This is a genomic window from Streptomyces sp. NPDC000878 (assembly GCF_053599695.1).
This window is the reverse complement of record NZ_JBSFMT010000036.1, coordinates 84793-102321: the sequence shown is the minus strand read 5'-3', so window position 1 is coordinate 102321 and position 17529 is coordinate 84793. Positions and strand designations below refer to the sequence as shown.

16 protein-coding genes are annotated in these 17529 nt (G+C 70.2%); 14 read left to right on the top strand and 2 right to left on the bottom strand.

What is annotated here, in order from left to right; genetic code table 11:
* Positions 1-132 precede the first annotated feature (132 nt).
* Both ACWDR4_RS28430 and ACWDR4_RS28425 read right to left on the bottom strand, forming a co-directional pair.
* Complete coding sequence (locus ACWDR4_RS28430) at positions 133-1800, bottom strand: hypothetical protein (protein WP_450412936.1); 1668 nt, start codon at positions 1798-1800, stop codon at positions 133-135.
* Between the two features lie 220 nt (positions 1801-2020).
* Positions 2021-4228: an elongation factor G-like protein EF-G2 gene (locus tag ACWDR4_RS28425; RefSeq protein WP_450412935.1), complete on the bottom strand. Its 2208-nt coding sequence runs from the start codon at positions 4226-4228 to the stop codon at positions 2021-2023.
* 265 nt (positions 4229-4493) lie between these two features.
* On the opposite strand from ACWDR4_RS28425, the gene pgsA reads away from it, so the two are divergent.
* The 14 genes from pgsA (at position 4494) to ACWDR4_RS28355 (ending at position 17451) form a co-directional block, all read left to right on the top strand.
* On the top strand, positions 4494-5228 hold the full coding sequence (gene pgsA / locus ACWDR4_RS28420) for a phosphatidylinositol phosphate synthase (protein ID WP_450412942.1): 735 nt from the start codon (positions 4494-4496) through the stop codon (positions 5226-5228).
* Positions 5225-6160: a phosphatidylinositol mannoside acyltransferase gene (locus ACWDR4_RS28415; RefSeq protein WP_450412934.1), complete on the top strand. Its 936-nt coding sequence runs from the start codon at positions 5225-5227 to the stop codon at positions 6158-6160. The genes pgsA and ACWDR4_RS28415 overlap by 4 nt, the downstream gene beginning before the upstream one ends.
* Entirely contained in the window at positions 6157-7323 is a 1167-nt protein-coding gene (locus ACWDR4_RS28410) for a glycosyltransferase family 4 protein (protein ID WP_450412933.1), read from the top strand. The genes ACWDR4_RS28415 and ACWDR4_RS28410 overlap by 4 nt, the downstream gene beginning before the upstream one ends.
* Before the next feature lie 176 nt (positions 7324-7499).
* Positions 7500-8045: a hypothetical protein gene (locus tag ACWDR4_RS28405; protein ID WP_450412932.1), complete on the top strand. Its 546-nt coding sequence runs from the start codon at positions 7500-7502 to the stop codon at positions 8043-8045.
* 371 nt (positions 8046-8416) lie between these two features.
* Positions 8417-9265, top strand: a complete 849-nt coding sequence (gene pdxS / locus ACWDR4_RS28400) for a pyridoxal 5'-phosphate synthase lyase subunit PdxS (protein WP_450412941.1) — start codon at positions 8417-8419, stop codon at positions 9263-9265.
* A 5-nt stretch (positions 9266-9270) separates the two neighbouring features.
* A complete protein-coding gene (pdxT, locus tag ACWDR4_RS28395) occupies positions 9271-9903 on the top strand; it encodes a pyridoxal 5'-phosphate synthase glutaminase subunit PdxT (protein WP_450412931.1) in 633 nt (210 codons plus the stop codon).
* Positions 9904-9951: 48 nt separating this feature from the next.
* Positions 9952-10704, top strand: coding sequence for a YebC/PmpR family DNA-binding transcriptional regulator (locus ACWDR4_RS28390; protein WP_369037666.1), 753 nt, complete (start codon positions 9952-9954; stop codon positions 10702-10704).
* Positions 10705-10857: 153 nt separating this feature from the next.
* Positions 10858-11454 carry a crossover junction endodeoxyribonuclease RuvC gene (ruvC, locus tag ACWDR4_RS28385; RefSeq protein WP_450412930.1) on the top strand — a complete coding sequence of 199 codons (597 nt, stop codon included), beginning with the start codon at positions 10858-10860 and terminating at the stop codon, positions 11452-11454.
* Complete coding sequence (gene ruvA, locus ACWDR4_RS28380) at positions 11451-12059, top strand: Holliday junction branch migration protein RuvA (protein ID WP_450412929.1); 609 nt, start codon at positions 11451-11453, stop codon at positions 12057-12059. The genes ruvC and ruvA overlap by 4 nt, the downstream gene beginning before the upstream one ends.
* A gap of 73 nt (positions 12060-12132) precedes the next feature.
* Positions 12133-13203, top strand: a complete 1071-nt coding sequence (gene ruvB / locus ACWDR4_RS28375) for a Holliday junction branch migration DNA helicase RuvB (protein WP_450412928.1) — start codon at positions 12133-12135, stop codon at positions 13201-13203.
* Between the two features lie 175 nt (positions 13204-13378).
* Positions 13379-13882, top strand: coding sequence for a preprotein translocase subunit YajC (gene yajC / locus ACWDR4_RS28370; protein WP_450412927.1), 504 nt, complete (start codon positions 13379-13381; stop codon positions 13880-13882).
* 146 nt (positions 13883-14028) lie between these two features.
* Entirely contained in the window at positions 14029-15807 is a 1779-nt protein-coding gene (secD, locus tag ACWDR4_RS28365; protein ID WP_450412926.1) for a protein translocase subunit SecD, read from the top strand.
* 1 nt (position 15808) lies between these two features.
* A complete protein-coding gene (gene secF / locus ACWDR4_RS28360) occupies positions 15809-16915 on the top strand; it encodes a protein translocase subunit SecF (protein ID WP_450412925.1) in 1107 nt (368 codons plus the stop codon).
* The gene (locus ACWDR4_RS28355) at positions 16912-17451 is read left to right on the top strand and encodes an adenine phosphoribosyltransferase (protein WP_450412924.1); all 540 of its coding nucleotides are present in this window, start codon (positions 16912-16914) and stop codon (positions 17449-17451) included. The genes secF and ACWDR4_RS28355 overlap by 4 nt, the downstream gene beginning before the upstream one ends.
* Positions 17452-17529 lie beyond the last annotated feature (78 nt).

Below are 17529 nucleotides of genomic sequence, written 5' to 3'. Positions count from 1 at the left end.
GGGGGGGTGTCCCTTGTGTGTGGCGCGGGGGCCCGGGGCGTTCTTGAGGTTTGGGCGGTGTCTCTGTCCCTGGGGGGCGGGCGGGGGTGTTGGGGGGGGGGGGGGGGGCGCCCGCCCCCCCCCCCCCCCACGTCACGCGTCGTAGAGGTCGGCCTTGCGGGGCGTCGGGTCCTGCACCAGCCCGCTGAGGAACGACGAGCGGTTGCCGAACTTCTCGGTGTCCACGCCGTTCTCTTCGAGAACCCTGATCGCCGCCGTGTGCACGACCCGCAGTACCGGCGTCGCCGTCCGCAGCACGTCGTCGGCCATGAAGCGGTGCGGCCACGGCTGCTCCGCCCAGGAGTGCCGCAGGCCGAACGGCTCCGGCAGGCCCAGTGAGCCGCCCAGCCAGTTCAGCAGCGGCGGGTACCAGGTGAGCGGTGCGCGCGCGGTGAGCCGTACGACCTCGTCCGCGTCGACCAGCGGCAGTTTCACCTTCCGGGTCTCCCAGAACCGTACCGACTTCTGTACTTCCTTCTCCTTGGCCGCGGGCTTGCTGCTGAAGAGGGAGTGCACCGGGCCGAGCGCGTGTCCGGTCAGCTCGATGCGCAGTGTCTCGTGCAGCACGGTCACCGTGATGAGCATCGTGATGACCAACTGCCCGCTCCACAGCGTCCACTGGACCCCGAGGTAGTGTCGCTGGCCGTCGCCGAACTGCTGCTTGTTGCAGATGTCCTGTATCGCGTGGTTCTTGATCATGTAGGCGTCGACGTCCGTGCCGCTGGGCCGGGAGACCTCTTTCGCGCCCGCGCCGACGGGCGAGACGATCCAGTGCTTAAGGGTCGGTTTCGGGAATCCGCCGGTGTTGAGGGGGCCGCGTTCCAGCATGCGCAGCTGGTCGTGGATCGCGCGTATGACGTCCCAGCTGCGGAAGGGGTGGATCTCCTTGGCCGCGTCGCGGGGGACCAGGTTCTCGGCGAGCTGCCAGGTGCCCCACCGGGTGCCCATGCCGAGTATGCCCTTGTGGCCGGCGTAGAAGACGGAGTTGGACTGCTGTTCGGCGCTGAGCCTGGCCAGTTCCTTGCGGAGGTGTTCGGCGGCGGTCTCGCCGGGGCTGCCGGGGACCGCCTCGGGGATCTTGGCGCCGACGCCGCCGCCGGAGAGCAGGGCGGCCCAGCGGTCGCGCAGGTCCTTCGCGGTGCGCTCGCAGATCTGCTTGGCCCAGAGCCAGCCGACGACCGGGAGGACGACGCACGCGCGTGCGTACCAGGCCCAGAAGCCGGTGAACGGCATCTTGATCAGGAAGATCACGGCGAAGGCGCCGACGGCGACGAGGAGGGTGGTGGCGAGGGCGGAGGCCCGCTTGTCCTCGCGTTTGGCGATGTTCGCCCGGCCGGCGAAGACCGCCAGCCACAGCAGGAGTCCGGGCAGGAAGAGCACGCCGCACAGCACCATCACCGCGGAGAGCCAGTTGTCGCGGTCGCGCCGGATGCGGTGGGCCGCGAGGGCGTGCTCGACGATGACCTGCGGTTCGATGCCGAAGGACTGGATGAGCGGCTTGCGGCCGGCGCCCAGCATGCGGTCGATCACGGCCCGGGAGAACGCCTCGCCGAGTTTGGGCCGGAAGATCTTGGCCCAGGCGCCCCGGGGTGCCTTGACCGTGGACTTGTGCCACTCGTTGTCGGCATCGAGGATCTTCGTGACCTCGTCGTCCTCCCGGTAGGCCGCCGAGGCCAGCGCGAAGGTCGCCGCCGTCTGGCCCGCGGAGCCCGACAGGGGCACCTGTGCCCCTGGGCTGAAATCGAAACCGTCGTCCGCCACTGTGCCGCCCCCTCGCCGCCGTACCCGCTTCTGCGGCCTTTCCCGACTTCCTTGCTCCGCACACCTGTTGAACAGGTCATCACGTTGATCGAGTCACAGCTTGATCAGGTGATCAGCGTATCCGCAGCCACCGACAATTGGGGCGGCGGACGGCCAAAGCCGTCCGCCGATGTGGAGGAGAGCGTTCCGTGAGGGCCACTTGTCGGGTGCCGGGCACCAACTACGCGGTGTCCTGGACCTGTTCACGGACCCTTTCGGCGATCTGCGGCGGCATCGGTTCGTGCCGTGCGTACTTGCGGTCGAAGCGGGCGGTGCCGTGCGAGAGGGAGCGCAGATCGACGGCGTACCGGCCGATCTCGATCTCGGGCACCTCGGCGCGTACGAGGGTCCGGCCGCCGGGGGTCTGCTCGGTGCCGACGACCCGGCCGCGCCGTCCGGACAGGTCGCTCATCACGGAGCCCACGTAGTCGTCGCCGACGAGCACCGTCACCTCGGCCACGGGTTCGAGGAGATGGATCTGCGCGTCGGCGGCGGCCTCGCGCAGCGCGAGCGCGCCGGCGGTCTGGAAGGCGGCGTCGGAGGAGTCCACGGAGTGGGCCTTGCCGTCGAGCAGGGTGATCCGAATGTCGATGAGCGGATGGCCGGCGGCGACCCCCTTGGCGGCCTGGGCGCGGACGCCCTTCTCGACGGACGGGATGAACTGCCTGGGCACGGCGCCGCCGACGACCTTGTCGACGAACTCGATGCCCGAGCCGCCCGGCAGGGGCTCCACCTCGATCGCGCAGATCGCGAACTGCCCGTGCCCGCCGGACTGCTTCACATGGCGTCCGCGCCCCGCCGACCGGCCGGCGAACGTCTCCCGTAGGGAGACCTTGTGCGGTACGACGTCCACCTGGACGCCGTAGCGGTTGCGCAGCCGTTCCAGGGCGACGTCCGCGTGGGCCTCGCCCAGGCACCACAGGACCACCTGGTGGGTGTCCTGGTTCTGTTCGAGCCGCATGGTGGGGTCCTCGGCGACGAGCCGGCCGAGCCCTTGGGAGAGCTTGTCCTCGTCGGCCTTGCTGTGCGCCTGGATGGCGAGCGGCAGCAGGGGGTCGGGCATCTCCCACGGTTCCATCAGGAGCGGGTCGTCCTTCGCGGAGAGGGTGTCGCCGGTCTCCGCCCGGCTCAGCTTCGCCACGCAGGCCAGGTCGCCGGCGATGCAGTGCGAGAGGGTGCGCTGCTGCTTGCCGAAGGGCGCGGACAGGGCGCCGATGCGTTCGTCGGCTTCGTGGAGGGCACGGCCCTCGTGGCCGCGGTCGGTGAGGCCGTGCCCGGAGACGTGGACCGTCGCGTCGGGCCGCAGGGTGCCGGAGAAGACGCGGACGAGGGAGACCCGGCCCACGTAGGGGTCGCTGGCCGTCTTCACGACCTCCGCGACCAGCGGGCCGTCGGGATCGCAGAGCTTCAGCTCGCGCGGGCGGCCGTCGACGGTGGTGACCCCGGGTGCCTCGCGTTCCAGCGGGGTCGGGAAGCCCCCGGTGACCAGTTCCAGCAGTTCGACCGTGCCGAGGCCCTGCCGGGCGCCGTCGGCGGCGGGGGCGGCGGCGAGCACGGGGAAGAAGGTCCCGCGCGCGACGGCCCGTTCCAGGTCGTCGACCAGGGTCTTGAGGTCGATCTCCTCGCCGCCCAGATAGCGGTCCATGAGGGTCTCGTCCTCGCTCTCGGCGATGATCCCCTCGATGAGCCGATTGCGGGCCTCCTCGATGGCCGGGAGCTGGTCGGGGCCCGGTTCGGACTCCTTGCGCTCCCCGGAGGAGTAGTCGAACAGCTTCTGCGACAGCAGCCCGGTCAGCCCGGTCACGGGCGCGTGCCCGTCCGGCCCCGGTGCGCCGTGCAGCGGCAGGTAGAGCGGCAGTACGGCGTCGGGGTCGTCCGCGCCGAAGGCCTCCGCGCAGATCCGCGTCATGTCGTCGAAGTCCGCGCGCGCGGACTCCAGATGCGTGACGACGATGGCCCGCGGCATGCCGACGGCCGCGCACTCCTCCCACACCATCCGGGTCGAGCCGTCGACCCCGTCCGAGGCCGAGACGACGAAAAGGGCCGCGTCCGCCGCTCGCAGACCGGCCCTGAGTTCCCCGACGAAGTCGGCGTATCCGGGGGTGTCCAGAATATTGATCTTGTATCCGCCCCATTCGACGGGTACCAGGGAGAGCTGCACCGAGCGCTGCTGCCGGTGCTCGATCTCGTCGTAGTCGGAGACGGTGCCGCCGTCCTCCACCCGGCCCGCCCGGTTGACGGCCCCCGCGGTCAGCGCGAGAGCCTCCACCAGAGTCGTCTTGCCCGATCCGGAGTGGCCGACCAGCACCACATTCCGTACGGACGCGGGGTGGTCGGCCGCTGTAGCCCTGCCGGCGGCTCCGGGGTGTGCGTTCGCCTTGTCGCCCATGGTCCTGCCTCCCGTGCACGGTGAGGTCACTGTGGGCGCGGACGTGCCGGATCCGCGTGCGGTGGCGGCTCCGATGACGCCCGCGGTGCTTTCGAGCTTTGCACTCGCGTCACGGTGCGTCCATACGGCGGACGCGATCGCGCGGGCGGGACCCGTGGCGTGGGGTGATCCGGGACGCCGACATCCTGCCGTGACCCGGATGCCGTCAGGCCGTGACACGGGTGCGCGGGTGCCCGACCGTCGCACATGCGCGCGCGTGGCTACGATGGGCCAGCCGGTGGCCAGTAGGGGCCGCGCGGCGAAACCGACCCTCGGGAAGGCCATGCTGAACAAGTACGCGCGTGCATTCTTCACGCGTGTCCTCACACCGTTCGCCGCGTTTCTCATCCGCCGGGGCGTCAGCCCCGACACGGTGACGCTCCTCGGTACCGCCGGAGTGATCGCGGGCGCGCTGGTCTTCTACCCCAGGGGAGAGCTGTTCTGGGGCACGATCGTCATCACGCTGTTCGTGTTCTCCGACCTCGTCGACGGCAACATGGCCCGCCAGCTGGGCCGTTCCAGCCGCTGGGGGGCCTTCCTGGACTCCACCCTCGACCGGGTGGCCGACGGGGCGATCTTCGGCGGATTCGCCCTCTGGTACGCGGGGGGCGGTGACGACAACGTCCTGTGCGCGGTCTCGATCTTCTGTCTGACGAGCGGCCAGGTGGTCTCGTACACCAAGGCGCGCGGGGAGTCGATCGGCCTGCCGGTCGCCGTCAACGGTCTGGTGGAGCGTGCCGAGCGGCTGGTGATCTCGCTGGTCGCGGCCGGTCTCGCGGGCCTGCACGCCTTCGGGGTGCCCGGCATCCAGTACCTGCTGCCGATCGCCCTGTGGATCGTCGCCGTGGGCAGCCTGGTCACGCTGATCCAGCGTGTTGTCACGGTTCGCCGGGAGTCCGCGGAGGCGGACGCGGCGGACGCGAGCGAGAACGCCGCCCAGAGCAGTGAGGCCTCGTCGTGAGCGACCTGCGGGGGCGGCTGGCGGACGGCGCGTACGCGTTGGGCTGGAGCGCCGTCAAGAAGCTCCCGGAGCCGGTCGCCGTCCGGCTCGGCCGGACCATCGCCGACCTCGCCTGGAAGCGGCGCGGAGAGCGCGTACGACGGCTCGAGTCGAACTACGCGCGCGTGGTGCCCGACGCGACACCGCAGCGCCTCGCGGAGCTGTCCCGCGCGGGCATGCGTTCGTACCTGCGCTACTGGATGGAGTCCTTCCGCCTCCCCGCGTGGAGCCCGGAGCGGGTGAAGGCGGGCTTCGAGGCACAGGGCATCCACCACCTGACCGACGGGATCGCCTCGGACCGGGGCGTGATCCTGGCGCTTCCGCACCTGGGCAACTGGGACCTGGCCGGCGCCTGGGTCACCACCAAGCTGGAGACACCCTTCACGACGGTCGCCGAGCGCCTGAATCCGGAGTCGCTGTACGACCGTTTCGTCGCGTATCGCGAGGGCCTGGGCATGGAGGTCCTGCCGCACAGCGGCGGCACCACGTTCGGCACCCTGGCGCGGCGGCTGCGGGACGGCGGCCTGGTCTGCCTGGTCGCCGACCGGGACCTGTCCGCCTCGGGCGTCGAGGTGAAGTTCTTCGGCGACACGGCCCGGATGCCGGCCGGTCCGGCCCTGCTGGCCCAGCAGACGGGAGCACTCCTCCTCCCTGTGACCCTGTGGTACGACGAATCGCCGGTCATGCGCGGACGTGTTCATCCCCCGATCGAGGTACCCGAGACAGGTACGAAGGCCGAGAAGACGTCTGTCATGACACAGGCGCTGGCCGATGCCTTCGCCACGGGAATCGCCGACCACCCGGAGGACTGGCACATGCTTCAGCGGCTGTGGCTCGCGGATCTCGACCCCGCGAAGGCTCCCGAGAAGGATCCCGAGAAGGGGACCCCGTGAAGATCGGCATCGTCTGCCCGTACTCCTGGGACGTACCGGGCGGCGTCCAGTTCCACATCCGAGATCTGGCCGACTACTTCATCCGCCTGGGCCACGACGTCTCCGTCCTTGCCCCCGCCGACGACGACACCCCGCTCCCGCCGTACGTCGTCTCGGCCGGCCGCGCGGTCCCGGTGCCGTACAACGGCTCGGTGGCCCGCCTGAACTTCGGCTTCCTGAGCGCCGCCCGTGTACGCCGCTGGCTGCACGACGGCGAGTTCGACGTGCTCCACATCCACGAGCCGGCCTCGCCCTCGCTGGGCCTGCTGGCCTGCTGGGCGGCGCAGGGCCCCATCGTGGCCACCTTCCACACCTCGAACCCGCGCTCCCGGGCCATGATCGCCGCGTACTCGATGCTGCAGGCCGCCCTGGAGAAGATCAGCGCCCGGATCGCGGTGAGTGAGTACGCCCGGCGCACGCTGGTGGAACACCTGGGCGGCGACGCGGTCGTCATCCCGAACGGTGTCGACGTCGACTCCTTCGCCCGGGCCAAGCCGAAGTCCGAGTGGCAGGGCGACACGATCGGCTTCATCGGCCGCATCAACGAACCCCGCAAGGGCCTGCCGGTCCTGATGAAGGCGCTCCCGAAGATCCTCGCCGCCCGCCCTGCGACGAGGCTGCTGGTCGCGGGCCGCGGCGACGAGGAGGAGGCGCTGGAGGGCCTGCCGCCGGAGCTGCGCCCGCGCGTCGAGTTCCTGGGCATGGTCAGCGACGAGGACAAGGCACGGCTGCTGCGCAGCGTGGACGTGTACGTCGCTCCCAACACCGGCGGCGAGAGCTTCGGGATCATCCTGGTCGAGGCGCTGTCGGCGGGGGCCCCGGTGCTGGCCTCGGACCTCGACGCGTTCGTCCAGGTCCTGGACCAGGGCGCGGCGGGCGAACTGTTCACGAACGAGGACGCGGACGCCCTGGCCGAGGCGGCCGTACGCCTGCTGGGCGACCCCGTCCGCCGGGCCGAGCTGCGGGAGCGGGGCAGCGCCCATGTACGGCGGTTCGACTGGTCGACGGTCGGCGCGGACATTCTGTCCGTGTACGAGACGGTGACGGACGGTACGACAGCGGTGGCGGCGGACGAGCGGACGGCTACGGGGTTTCTGGCGCGGTTGGGGCTGGGGCGGGACTGAGCGAGGGGAGTGGTCGTCGGCCGGTCCTGTCGGCCTGGCGGGCACCACTCAGCCCGTCCGGCGTTTGAGGACGAGGCCGTTCAGGCCGAAGCGGGGGTCTGGGGGCGGCAGCCCCCAGTGGACGGCCAGGTGAGTAGCCGCGGAACCAGCGGAGCGCCCATGTAGCGTTGCCGCCCGTGACCGCAACCCTCATCTGGATCCTCGTCGGGCTCGTCGTGATCGGCCTCTACCTGAGCTGGAGCGCCGGGCGGCTCGACCGGCTGCACGTCCGCATCGACGCCACGCGCGCGGGCCTCGACGCGCAGCTGCTGCGCCGGGCTTCCGTCGCCCAGGAGTTGGCGACGTCGGGCGTTCTCGATCCGGCCGCGTCGATCGTGCTGTACGAGGCGGCGCATGCCGCTCGGCAGGCCGAGGAGGAGCAGCGTGAGGTTGCCGAGAGCGACCTGAGTCAGGCGTTGCGGGCCGTCTTCGCGGAGGCGCTGCAGGTCGAGGCGGTACGGGAGGCCCCCGGCGGTGAGGCGGCGGCGCGTGAGCTGACCGAGGCGGTGCGCAGGGTGCCGATGGCTCGGCGGTTCCACAATGACGCGGTGCGGGCGGCGCGGGCGTTGCGGCGGCATCGGAAGGTGCGGTGGTTCCGGCTGGCGGGGCATGCGCCGTTCCCGAATGCCTTCGAGATGGACGACGAGCCGCCACCGGCACTGGCGCAGCGTGCGCCGGCGTAAGGGGCTTTTTCTCGCCCCCGCCGCCCTTACCCGTTCCCATCCCCTGGGGGCTGCGCCCCCAGACCCCCCTATCGCGCTGAACGCGCTCGTCCTCAAACGCCGGACGGGCTGGGATGTCAGCCTGTCCGGCGATTGAGGACTAGGCCCGTTCAGGGCCGTTGCGGGGGTCTGGGGGCGTAGCCCTCAGGAACGGGATGGGGCGAAAACGATCCACCGGCTCCCCATTGGCCCTTGCTGTGGCCTGCTCCTCTCCCGTTTCCTCAGTGTTGCCGTAACCCTCTTCTTCCACCGAGTGAGGTCGAACCGTGTCCAGCACGCTCTCCAACTCCGTCCAGACGCCCGAAACCGGCACCGCGCGCGTGAAGCGCGGCATGGCCGAGCAGCTCAAGGGCGGTGTGATCATGGACGTGGTCAACGCCGAGCAGGCGAAGATCGCCGAGGACGCCGGCGCCGTCGCCGTCATGGCCCTGGAGCGCGTCCCCGCGGACATCCGCAAGGACGGCGGCGTGGCCCGGATGTCCGACCCGGACATGATCGAGGGCATCATCGAGGCCGTGTCCATCCCGGTCATGGCGAAGTCCCGCATCGGCCACTTCGTCGAGGCCCAGGTGCTCCAGTCCCTCGGCGTCGACTACATCGACGAGTCCGAGGTGCTGACCCCCGCCGACGAGGTCAACCACTCCGACAAGTGGGCCTTCACCACACCGTTCGTCTGTGGCGCCACCAACCTCGGAGAGGCCCTGCGTCGCATAGCCGAGGGTGCCGCGATGATCCGCTCGAAGGGCGAGGCCGGCACCGGCAACGTCGTCGAGGCCGTCCGCCACCTGCGGCAGATCAAGAACGAGATCGCCCGCCTGCGCGGCTACGACAACAACGAGCTGTACGCCGCCGCCAAGGAGCTGCGCGCCCCGTACGAGATCGTCAAGGAGGTCGCCGAGCTGGGCAAGCTCCCGGTGGTGCTGTTCTCCGCCGGTGGAGTGGCCACCCCGGCCGACGCCGCGCTGATGCGTCAGCTCGGCGCCGAGGGTGTCTTCGTCGGTTCCGGCATCTTCAAGTCCGGCGACCCGGCCAAGCGCGCCGCCGCCATCGTGAAGGCGACCACCTTCTACGACGACCCGAAGATCATCGCGGACGCGTCCCGCAACCTCGGCGAGGCCATGGTCGGCATCAACTGCGACACCCTCCCCGAGACCGAGCGCTACGCGAACCGGGGCTGGTAACACCCATGTACGACACCCCCGTCATCGGTGTCCTGGCCCTCCAGGGCGACGTACAGGAGCACCTCATCGCCCTGGCCGAGGCGGACGCCCTGGCCAGGCCGGTGCGGCGCCCAGAGGAACTCGCCGAGGTGGACGGCCTGATCATCCCCGGCGGCGAGTCCACCACCATCTCCAAGCTGGCCGTCCTGTTCGGCGTGATGGAGCCCCTCCGCGCGCGCGTGCGGGCCGGTATGCCCGTATACGGCACCTGCGCCGGCATGATCATGCTCGCCGACAAGATCCTCGACCCGCGCTCGGGCCAGGAGACCGTCGGCGGTATCGACATGATCGTGCGCCGCAACGCCTTCGGACGCCAGAACGAGTCCTTCGAAGCGGCGGTCGACGTGAAGGGTGTCGAGGGCGATCCTGTAGAGGGCGTCTTCATCCGTGCCCCCTGGGTCGAGTCCGTGGGCGCCGAGGCCGAGGTGCTCGCCGAGCACGCCGGTCACATCGTCGCCGTACGCCAGGGCAACGCGCTCGCCACGTCGTTCCACCCGGAACTGACCGGCGACCACCGCGTGCACTCCCTGTTCGTCGACATCGTGCGGGCCGACATGGCACGCACGGCGGGCGCGGACCGTACAGCGGAGTCCTTGTAGGATCTCTGGGGTTCGTACAGAGATGGGTTACGCGAAGGAGACAGGCAGATGTCCGGCCACTCTAAATGGGCTACGACGAAGCACAAGAAGGCCGTGATCGACGCCAAGCGCGGCAAGCTCTTCGCGAAGATGATCAAGAACATCGAGGTCGCCGCCCGCACGGGCGGCGCCGACCCGGCCGGCAACCCCACGCTGTTCGACGCCATCCAGAAGGCCAAGAAGAGCTCGGTCCCGAACAAGAACATCGACTCCGCGGTCAAGCGCGGCGCCGGTCTCGAAGCCGGTGGCGCCGACTACGAGACGATCATGTACGAGGGTTACGGCCCCAACGGTGTTGCGGTGCTCATCGAGTGCCTCACCGACAACCGCAACCGCGCCGCCTCGGACGTCCGCGTCGCCATGACCCGCAACGGCGGCAACATGGCCGACCCCGGCTCCGTCTCGTACCTGTTCAACCGCAAGGGCGTCATCGTCGTGCCCAAGGGTGAGCTGACCGAGGACGACGTCCTGGGTGCCGTGCTGGACGCCGGCGCCGAGGAGGTCAACGACCTCGGTGAGTCCTTCGAGGTCATCTCCGAGGCCACGGACCTGGTCGCGGTGCGCACCGCGCTCCAGGAGGGCGGCATCGACTACGACTCCGCCGACGCCAACTTCGTCCCGACCATGCAGGTCGAGCTGGACGAGGAGGGCGCCAGGAAGATCTTCAAGCTGATCGACGCCCTGGAGGACAGCGACGACGTGCAGAACGTCTTCGCCAACTTCGACGTCAGCGACGAGGTCATGGAGAAGGTCGACGCGTAGCGCTGCCGCCAGAGCCTGTCATGGGCGAGCGGTTCCGGCGGGCCGGTGGGACACGTCCTACCGGCCCGCCGCTGTTGTCAGTGGCAGCGGATAGCCTGGCGGCAGTCAAAGATCACCGTCGACGGACCGCGACCGGACAGAGGGGTGGGGCGGGTGCGCGTACTCGGAGTTGACCCGGGACTGACCCGATGCGGGGTCGGTGTCGTCGAGGGCGTCCCAGGGCGCCCGTTGACGATGATCGGCGTCGGCGTCGTACGCACCCCGGCCGATGCCGAACTCGGCCTCCGGCTAGTCGCGATCGAGCAGGGCATCGAGCAGTGGCTGGACGAACACCGGCCCGAATTCGTCGCCGTGGAGCGGGTGTTCAGCCAGCACAACGTCCGTACGGTGATGGGCACGGCCCAGGCCAGCGCCGTGGCGATGCTGTGCGCCGCCCGGCGCGGCATCCCCGTCGCCCTGCACACCCCCAGCGAGGTCAAGGCCGCCGTCACCGGCAGCGGACGCGCGGACAAGGCCCAGGTCGGCGCCATGGTGACCCGGCTGCTCCGGCTCGACGCGCCCCCCAAACCCGCCGACGCCGCCGACGCCCTCGCGCTCGCCATCTGCCACATCTGGCGCGCACCCGCCCAGAACCGCCTCCAACAGGCCGTCGCGCAGAACCGGCTCCAGCAGGCCGTCGCCCTCCACCAGGCGCAGGCCAAAGCGCCCGTGTCGACAACAGCACCCGCCCCGAAAGGCCGCCCCGCATGATCGCCTTCGTCAGCGGCCCGGTCGCCGCCCTCGCCCCCGACTCCGCGGTCGTCGAGGTGGGCGGGATCGGCCTCGCCGTCCAGTGCACGCCCAACACCCTGTCCGGACTCCGGATGGGACAGCAGACCAAGCTGGCCACCTCCCTGGTCGTCCGCGAGGACTCCCTGACCCTGTACGGCTTCGTGGACGACGACGAGCGGCAGACCTTCGAGCTGCTCCAGACCGCGAGCGGCGTCGGCCCGCGTCTCGCGCAGGCCATGCTGGCCGTCCACTCACCGGATGCCCTGCGCCGCGCGGTGTCCACGGCGGACGAGAAGGCGCTGATCGCCGTGCCCGGCATCGGCAAGAGGGGCGCCCAGAAGCTGCTCCTGGAGCTGAAGGACCGTCTCGGCGCCCCCCTCGGCACCGGCCCCGCCATCGGCTCCCCGGTCACCAGCGGCTGGCGCGACCAGCTGCACGCGGCCCTGATCGGCCTCGGGTACGCGACCCGCGAGGCCGAGGAGGCGGTGGCCGCCGTGGCCCCCCAGGCCGAGGCCGCCGAAGGCACGCCCCAGGTCGGCCAGTTGCTGAAGGCGGCCCTCCAGACCCTCAACAGAGCCCGCTGACCGAGGGCGCCCCCACCGCCGTACGACCCACACGACTCACCCGACCGACCGACCGCGACCGCGAGGCACACGCATGAACTGGGACGACACGACCGACGAGACCGCCCCCGAGCGGCTGGTGGGCTCTGTCGCCGACGGTGAGGACCAGGCCGTCGAGGCCGCCCTGCGCCCCAAGGACCTGGACGAGTTCATCGGCCAGGAGAAGGTCCGCGAGCAGCTCGACCTCGTCCTGCGCGCCGCACGCGCGCGTGGTGCCACCGCCGACCATGTGCTGCTCTCCGGTGCCCCCGGCCTCGGCAAGACCACCCTCTCGATGATCATCGCGGCCGAGATGGGCGCCCCCATCCGCATCACCAGCGGCCCCGCCATCCAGCACGCCGGCGACCTCGCCGCGATCCTCTCCTCGCTCCAGGAGGGAGAGGTCCTCTTCCTCGACGAGATCCACCGCATGTCCCGGCCCGCCGAGGAGATGCTCTACATGGCGATGGAGGACTTCCGTGTCGACGTGATCGTCGGCAAGGGCCCCGGCGCCACCGCCATCCCCCTCGAACTGCCCCCGTTCACCCTGGTCGGCGCCACCACGCGCGCGGGACTGCTGCCGCCCCCGCTGCGCGATCGCTTCGGCTTCACCGCGCACATGGAGTTCTACGAACCCGCCGAGCTGGAGCGTGTCATCCACCGCTCGGCGAACCTGCTCGACGTAGAGATCGACGCGGAGGGCGCCGCCGAGATCGCCGGCCGCTCGCGTGGCACCCCCCGTATCGCCAACCGCCTGCTGCGCCGCGTCCGGGACTACGCCCAGGTGAAGGCCGACGGCGTGATCACGCGCGACATCGCGCAGGCGGCCCTGAAGGTCTACGAGGTCGACGCCCGGGGCCTCGACCGCCTCGACCGCGGTGTCCTCGAAGCGCTGCTGAAGCTGTTCGGCGGCGGCCCGGTCGGGCTCTCCACGCTCGCTGTAGCGGTGGGGGAGGAGCGCGAGACCGTCGAGGAGGTCGCCGAGCCCTTCCTCGTACGGGAGGGACTGCTGGCCCGTACACCGCGCGGACGTGTCGCGACCCCGGCCGCGTGGGCGCATCTCGGCCTCACTCCACCCCGTTCCACAACGGGGGGAACCGGACAACAGGACCTGTTCGGGGCGTGACGGCGAGGGTGCTGGCAGGGTCAGGAACCGTGGTGCGATGCTGAGCGTTGTTCCTGGCGTGCGGACTCGCTTAGACTCCGCCGATGCCGCCTTTGTAGCTTTGTAGGTGGCGCCGACCACACCCCCATCCACCAGGCCGCTCACCGACGCGGTAGTGCGAAGGAAATTCCGTCCCGTGAATATCGTGACCCTCCTCCCGTTCATCGTGCTCATCGGGGCCATGTTCCTGATGACCCGCTCGGCCAAGCGCAAGCAGCAGGCCGCCGCGCAGATGCGTAACGACATGCAGCCCGGTACCGGTGTCCGCACGATCGGGGGCATGTACGCGACGGTCAAGGAAGTCAACGAGGAGACGGTTCTCCTCGACGCGGGCCCGGGTGTGGAGCTTCTCTTCGCGAAGAACTCCATCGGCGCCGTCCTCAGCGACGACGAGTACAACCGCATCGTCCACGGCATCGAGCACGACCTGAAGACCGACGAATCCGTCGTCCCGGACGACGCCTCCTCCCTCACCGAGACCGACGAGCCCTCCGACGACGCTTCCGCCGCTTCCGACGACAAGCCCATCGACCTCGGCAAGAAGGATGCGGCCGACGAGCCGGCCGACAAGACCGAGGCCGCCGAGGCGAAGGCGGAAGAAGAGCCGAAGAAGACCGACGGCGAGACCGACGCGAAGTAGCCGCGTTCCGGGGGAGGAGCGCGGCGCGATCCGTTCGCGTCTCGTACCCCCGGCACGGCGGGTTCTCGCAGGGAGTCCCGACACCATGTCATGGCCACCGGCCGCGCTGACCCGGCGCGGGGTGGCCCGAGAGGGAGTACGAGAAGGTGGCAGCACCTAAGAAGGGCCGGAGCGCAAGCTCCCAGAGCAAGCCAGGACGCTCGCTGGCCCTCATCCTGATCGCCATCGTGGCGCTCACCGGGGGCATGTTCGCCTCCGGGCACACGACTCCGCGTCTCGGTATCGACCTGGCCGGTGGTACGAGCATCACGCTCACGGCGAAGAACGAGCCGGGCCAGCCGAACGCGATCAACAAGACCAACATGGACACCGCGGTCGACATCATGAACCGCCGTGTCAACGGTCTTGGCGTCTCCGAGGCCGAGGTTCAGACCCAGGGATCCGACAACATCATTGTCAACATCCCCAAGGGCACGAACTCCGAGCAGGCCCGGGAGCAGGTCGGCACCACCGCCAAGCTCTACTTCCGTCCGGTTCTGGCCCTGGAGGTCCAGGGCGGCGCCGCGACGGCCACCCCCACGCCGAGCACGAGCACGTCAGGCAGCCCCTCGCCGTCGGCCTCGGAGACGGGCGACAAGGCGACCTCGACGTCGTCCGCCTCGCCCAGCACGTCGTCCAGCCCGTCGGCCAGCGCGACCTCGCAGGGCCGCCCGGTCACCGACGCCCTGAAGGCCGACGCGAGCCCGACGCCGAGCACCTCGTCGACCCCGGCCGCCAGCGCGTCGCCGTCGGCGAGCGCCACCGCCGACGCGGCGACCGCGGCGCTCCAGGCGAAGTACGAGGCGCTCGACTGCACCAAGGCGAAGGTCCGTGCCGTCACCGGTGACGGCGTCAAGCCCTCCGAGCCCACGGTGGCCTGCGGCAAGGACTCGCAGGGCCAGTGGCAGAAGTTCGTCCTCGGCCCGGCCGAGGTGTCCGGCACCGAGGTCGAGAAGGCCCAGGCCGTCTTCGACACGCAGGGTGCCTCGGGCTGGCAGGTCACCATGGACTTCACGTCCAAGGGGAGCAAGCAGTTCGCGGACGTCACCGGCCGCCTCTCCCAGAACCAGGCCCCGCAGAACGAGTTCGGCATCGTCCTCGACGGTGAGGTCGTCTCCAACCCGTACGTGAGCACGTCGATCACGGGTGGCTCCGCGCAGATCTCCGGCAGCTTCGACCAGACCGAGGCCCAGGACCTGGCCAACATGCTGTCGTACGGCGCGCTCCCGCTCACGTTCCAGGAGTCGAGCGTCACCACGGTCACCGCCGCGCTCGGCGGCGAGCAGCTGCACGCCGGTCTGATCGCGGGTGCCATCGGCCTGGCCCTGGTCATCATCTACCTGGTGGTCTACTACCGGGGTCTGTCGATCGTCGCCATCGCCTCCCTCCTGATCTCCGCGGCCCTCACATACGTGATCATGGCGCTGCTCGGTCCGGCCATCGGCTTCGCGCTGAACCTGCCGGCCGTCTGTGGTGCGATCGTCGCGATCGGGATCACCGCGGACTCGTTCATCGTGTTCTTCGAACGCATCCGGGACGAGATCCGCGAGGGCCGTTCGCTGCGGCCCGCCGTCGAGCGTGCCTGGCCGCGCGCCCGGCGCACCATCCTCGTCTCCGACTTCGTGTCCTTCCTCGCCGCCGCGGTGCTGTTCATCGTCACCGTCGGCAAGGTCCAGGGCTTCGCGTTCACGCTCGGTCTGACCACCCTGCTCGACGTCGTCGTCGTGTTCTTCTTCACCAAGCCGCTGATGACGATCCTCGCCCGCAAGAAGTTCTTCGCGGAGGGTCACAGCTGGTCCGGCCTCGACCCGCAGCGCCTGGGCGCCAAACCGCCGCTCCGTCGCACCCGTCGTCCGTCCGCGCCCGTCGACATGAAGGAGGCGTGAGATGTCGAAACTCGGCACCCTCGGCGCCCGGCTCCACCGCGGCGAGATCGGCTACGACTTCGTCGGCAAGCGTTTCATCTGGTACGGCATCTCGATCCTGATCACCATCACGGCCATCCTCGGCCTGTCGGTGCGCGGCCTGAACATGGGCATCGAGTTCGAGGGCGGCGCCGTCTTCACCACCGAGAAGACCAGCACGTCGGTGAGTTCCGCCGAGACCTTCGCGGAAGAGGCCTCCGGCCACGACGCGATCGTCCAGAAGCTCGGCAACGGCGGCCTGCGCATCCAGATCTCCGGCATCGACACCGCCAAGTCGGACGAGATCAAGCAGGCGCTCGCCAAGGACCTGAAGGTCGACTCCGAGAAGATCAACGCCGACCTGGTGGGCCCCAGCTGGGGTGACCAGGTCGCCAACAAGGCCTGGCAGGGCCTGGCGATCTTCATGGTCCTCGTCGTGATCTATCTGGCGATCGCCTTCGAGTGGCGCATGGCCGCGGCGGCACTCGTGGCGCTGATCCACGACATCACCATCACGGTCGGCATCTATGCCCTCGTCGGCTTCGAGGTCACGCCGGGCACGGTGATCGGCCTGCTCACGATCCTCGGTTACTCGCTCTACGACACGGTCGTCGTCTTCGACAGCCTCAAGGAGCAGACGAAGGACATCACCAAGCAGACCCGCTGGACGTACAGCGAGATCGCCGACCGGTCGATCAACGGCACCCTGGTGCGTTCCATCAACACCACGGTGGTCGCGCTCCTCCCGGTCGCCGGCCTGCTGTTCATCGGTGGCGGTGTGCTCGGCGCGGGCATGCTCAACGACATCTCGCTGTCGCTGTTCGTCGGCCTCGCGGCCGGTGCGTACTCGTCGATCTTCATCGCCACGCCGCTCGTCGCCGACCTCAAGGAGCGCGAGCCGCAGATGAAGGCCCTGAGGAAGCGCGTCCTCGCCAAGCGCGCCCAGGGCGAGACCCCGGCGGCGGCCCAGGTCAGCGACGAGCAGCCGTACGACGAGGACGACGACGCCGCTCCGGCGGTCGTCGGCCCGCGCAACCAGCCCGCGTCCCGCAACCGCGGTCGCGGCCGGCCCTCGGGCAAGCGCCGATGACCGAGGTCAAGGAGCTGCTGCTCAGCCGTATCCGCGATGTGGCGGACTACCCGGAGCCGGGCGTGATGTTCAAGGACATCACCCCGCTCCTGGCGGACCCCACGGCCTTCGCGGCGCTCACCGACGCTCTGGCGGACATCGCCGTGCGCAGCGGCGCCACGAAGATCGTCGGTCTGGAGGCCCGCGGCTTCATCCTGGGCGCCCCGGTCGCGGTCCGGGCGGGCCTGGGCTTCATCCCCGTACGCAAGGCGGGCAAGCTCCCCGGAGCCACCCTCAGCCAGGCGTACGACCTGGAGTACGGCTCCGCCGAGATCGAGGTGCACGCCGAGGACCTGAGCGCGGGCGACCGTGTCCTGGTCGTCGACGACGTCCTGGCCACGGGCGGCACCGCCGAGGCCTCGCTCCAGCTGATCCGGCGGGCGGGCGCGGAGGTCGCCGGTCTGGCGATCCTCATGGAGCTGGGGTTCCTCGGCGGCAGACAGCGGCTCGAACCCGTGCTGTCGGGAGCGCTGCTGGAGGCGTTGATCATAGTCTGAGGCAGCTCACCAGGGCCGGCTGCGGAGCCGGGGCCGGATCGGCGGCACCGCCGGTTCTGTGCCCGCCGCCGCGAGCGG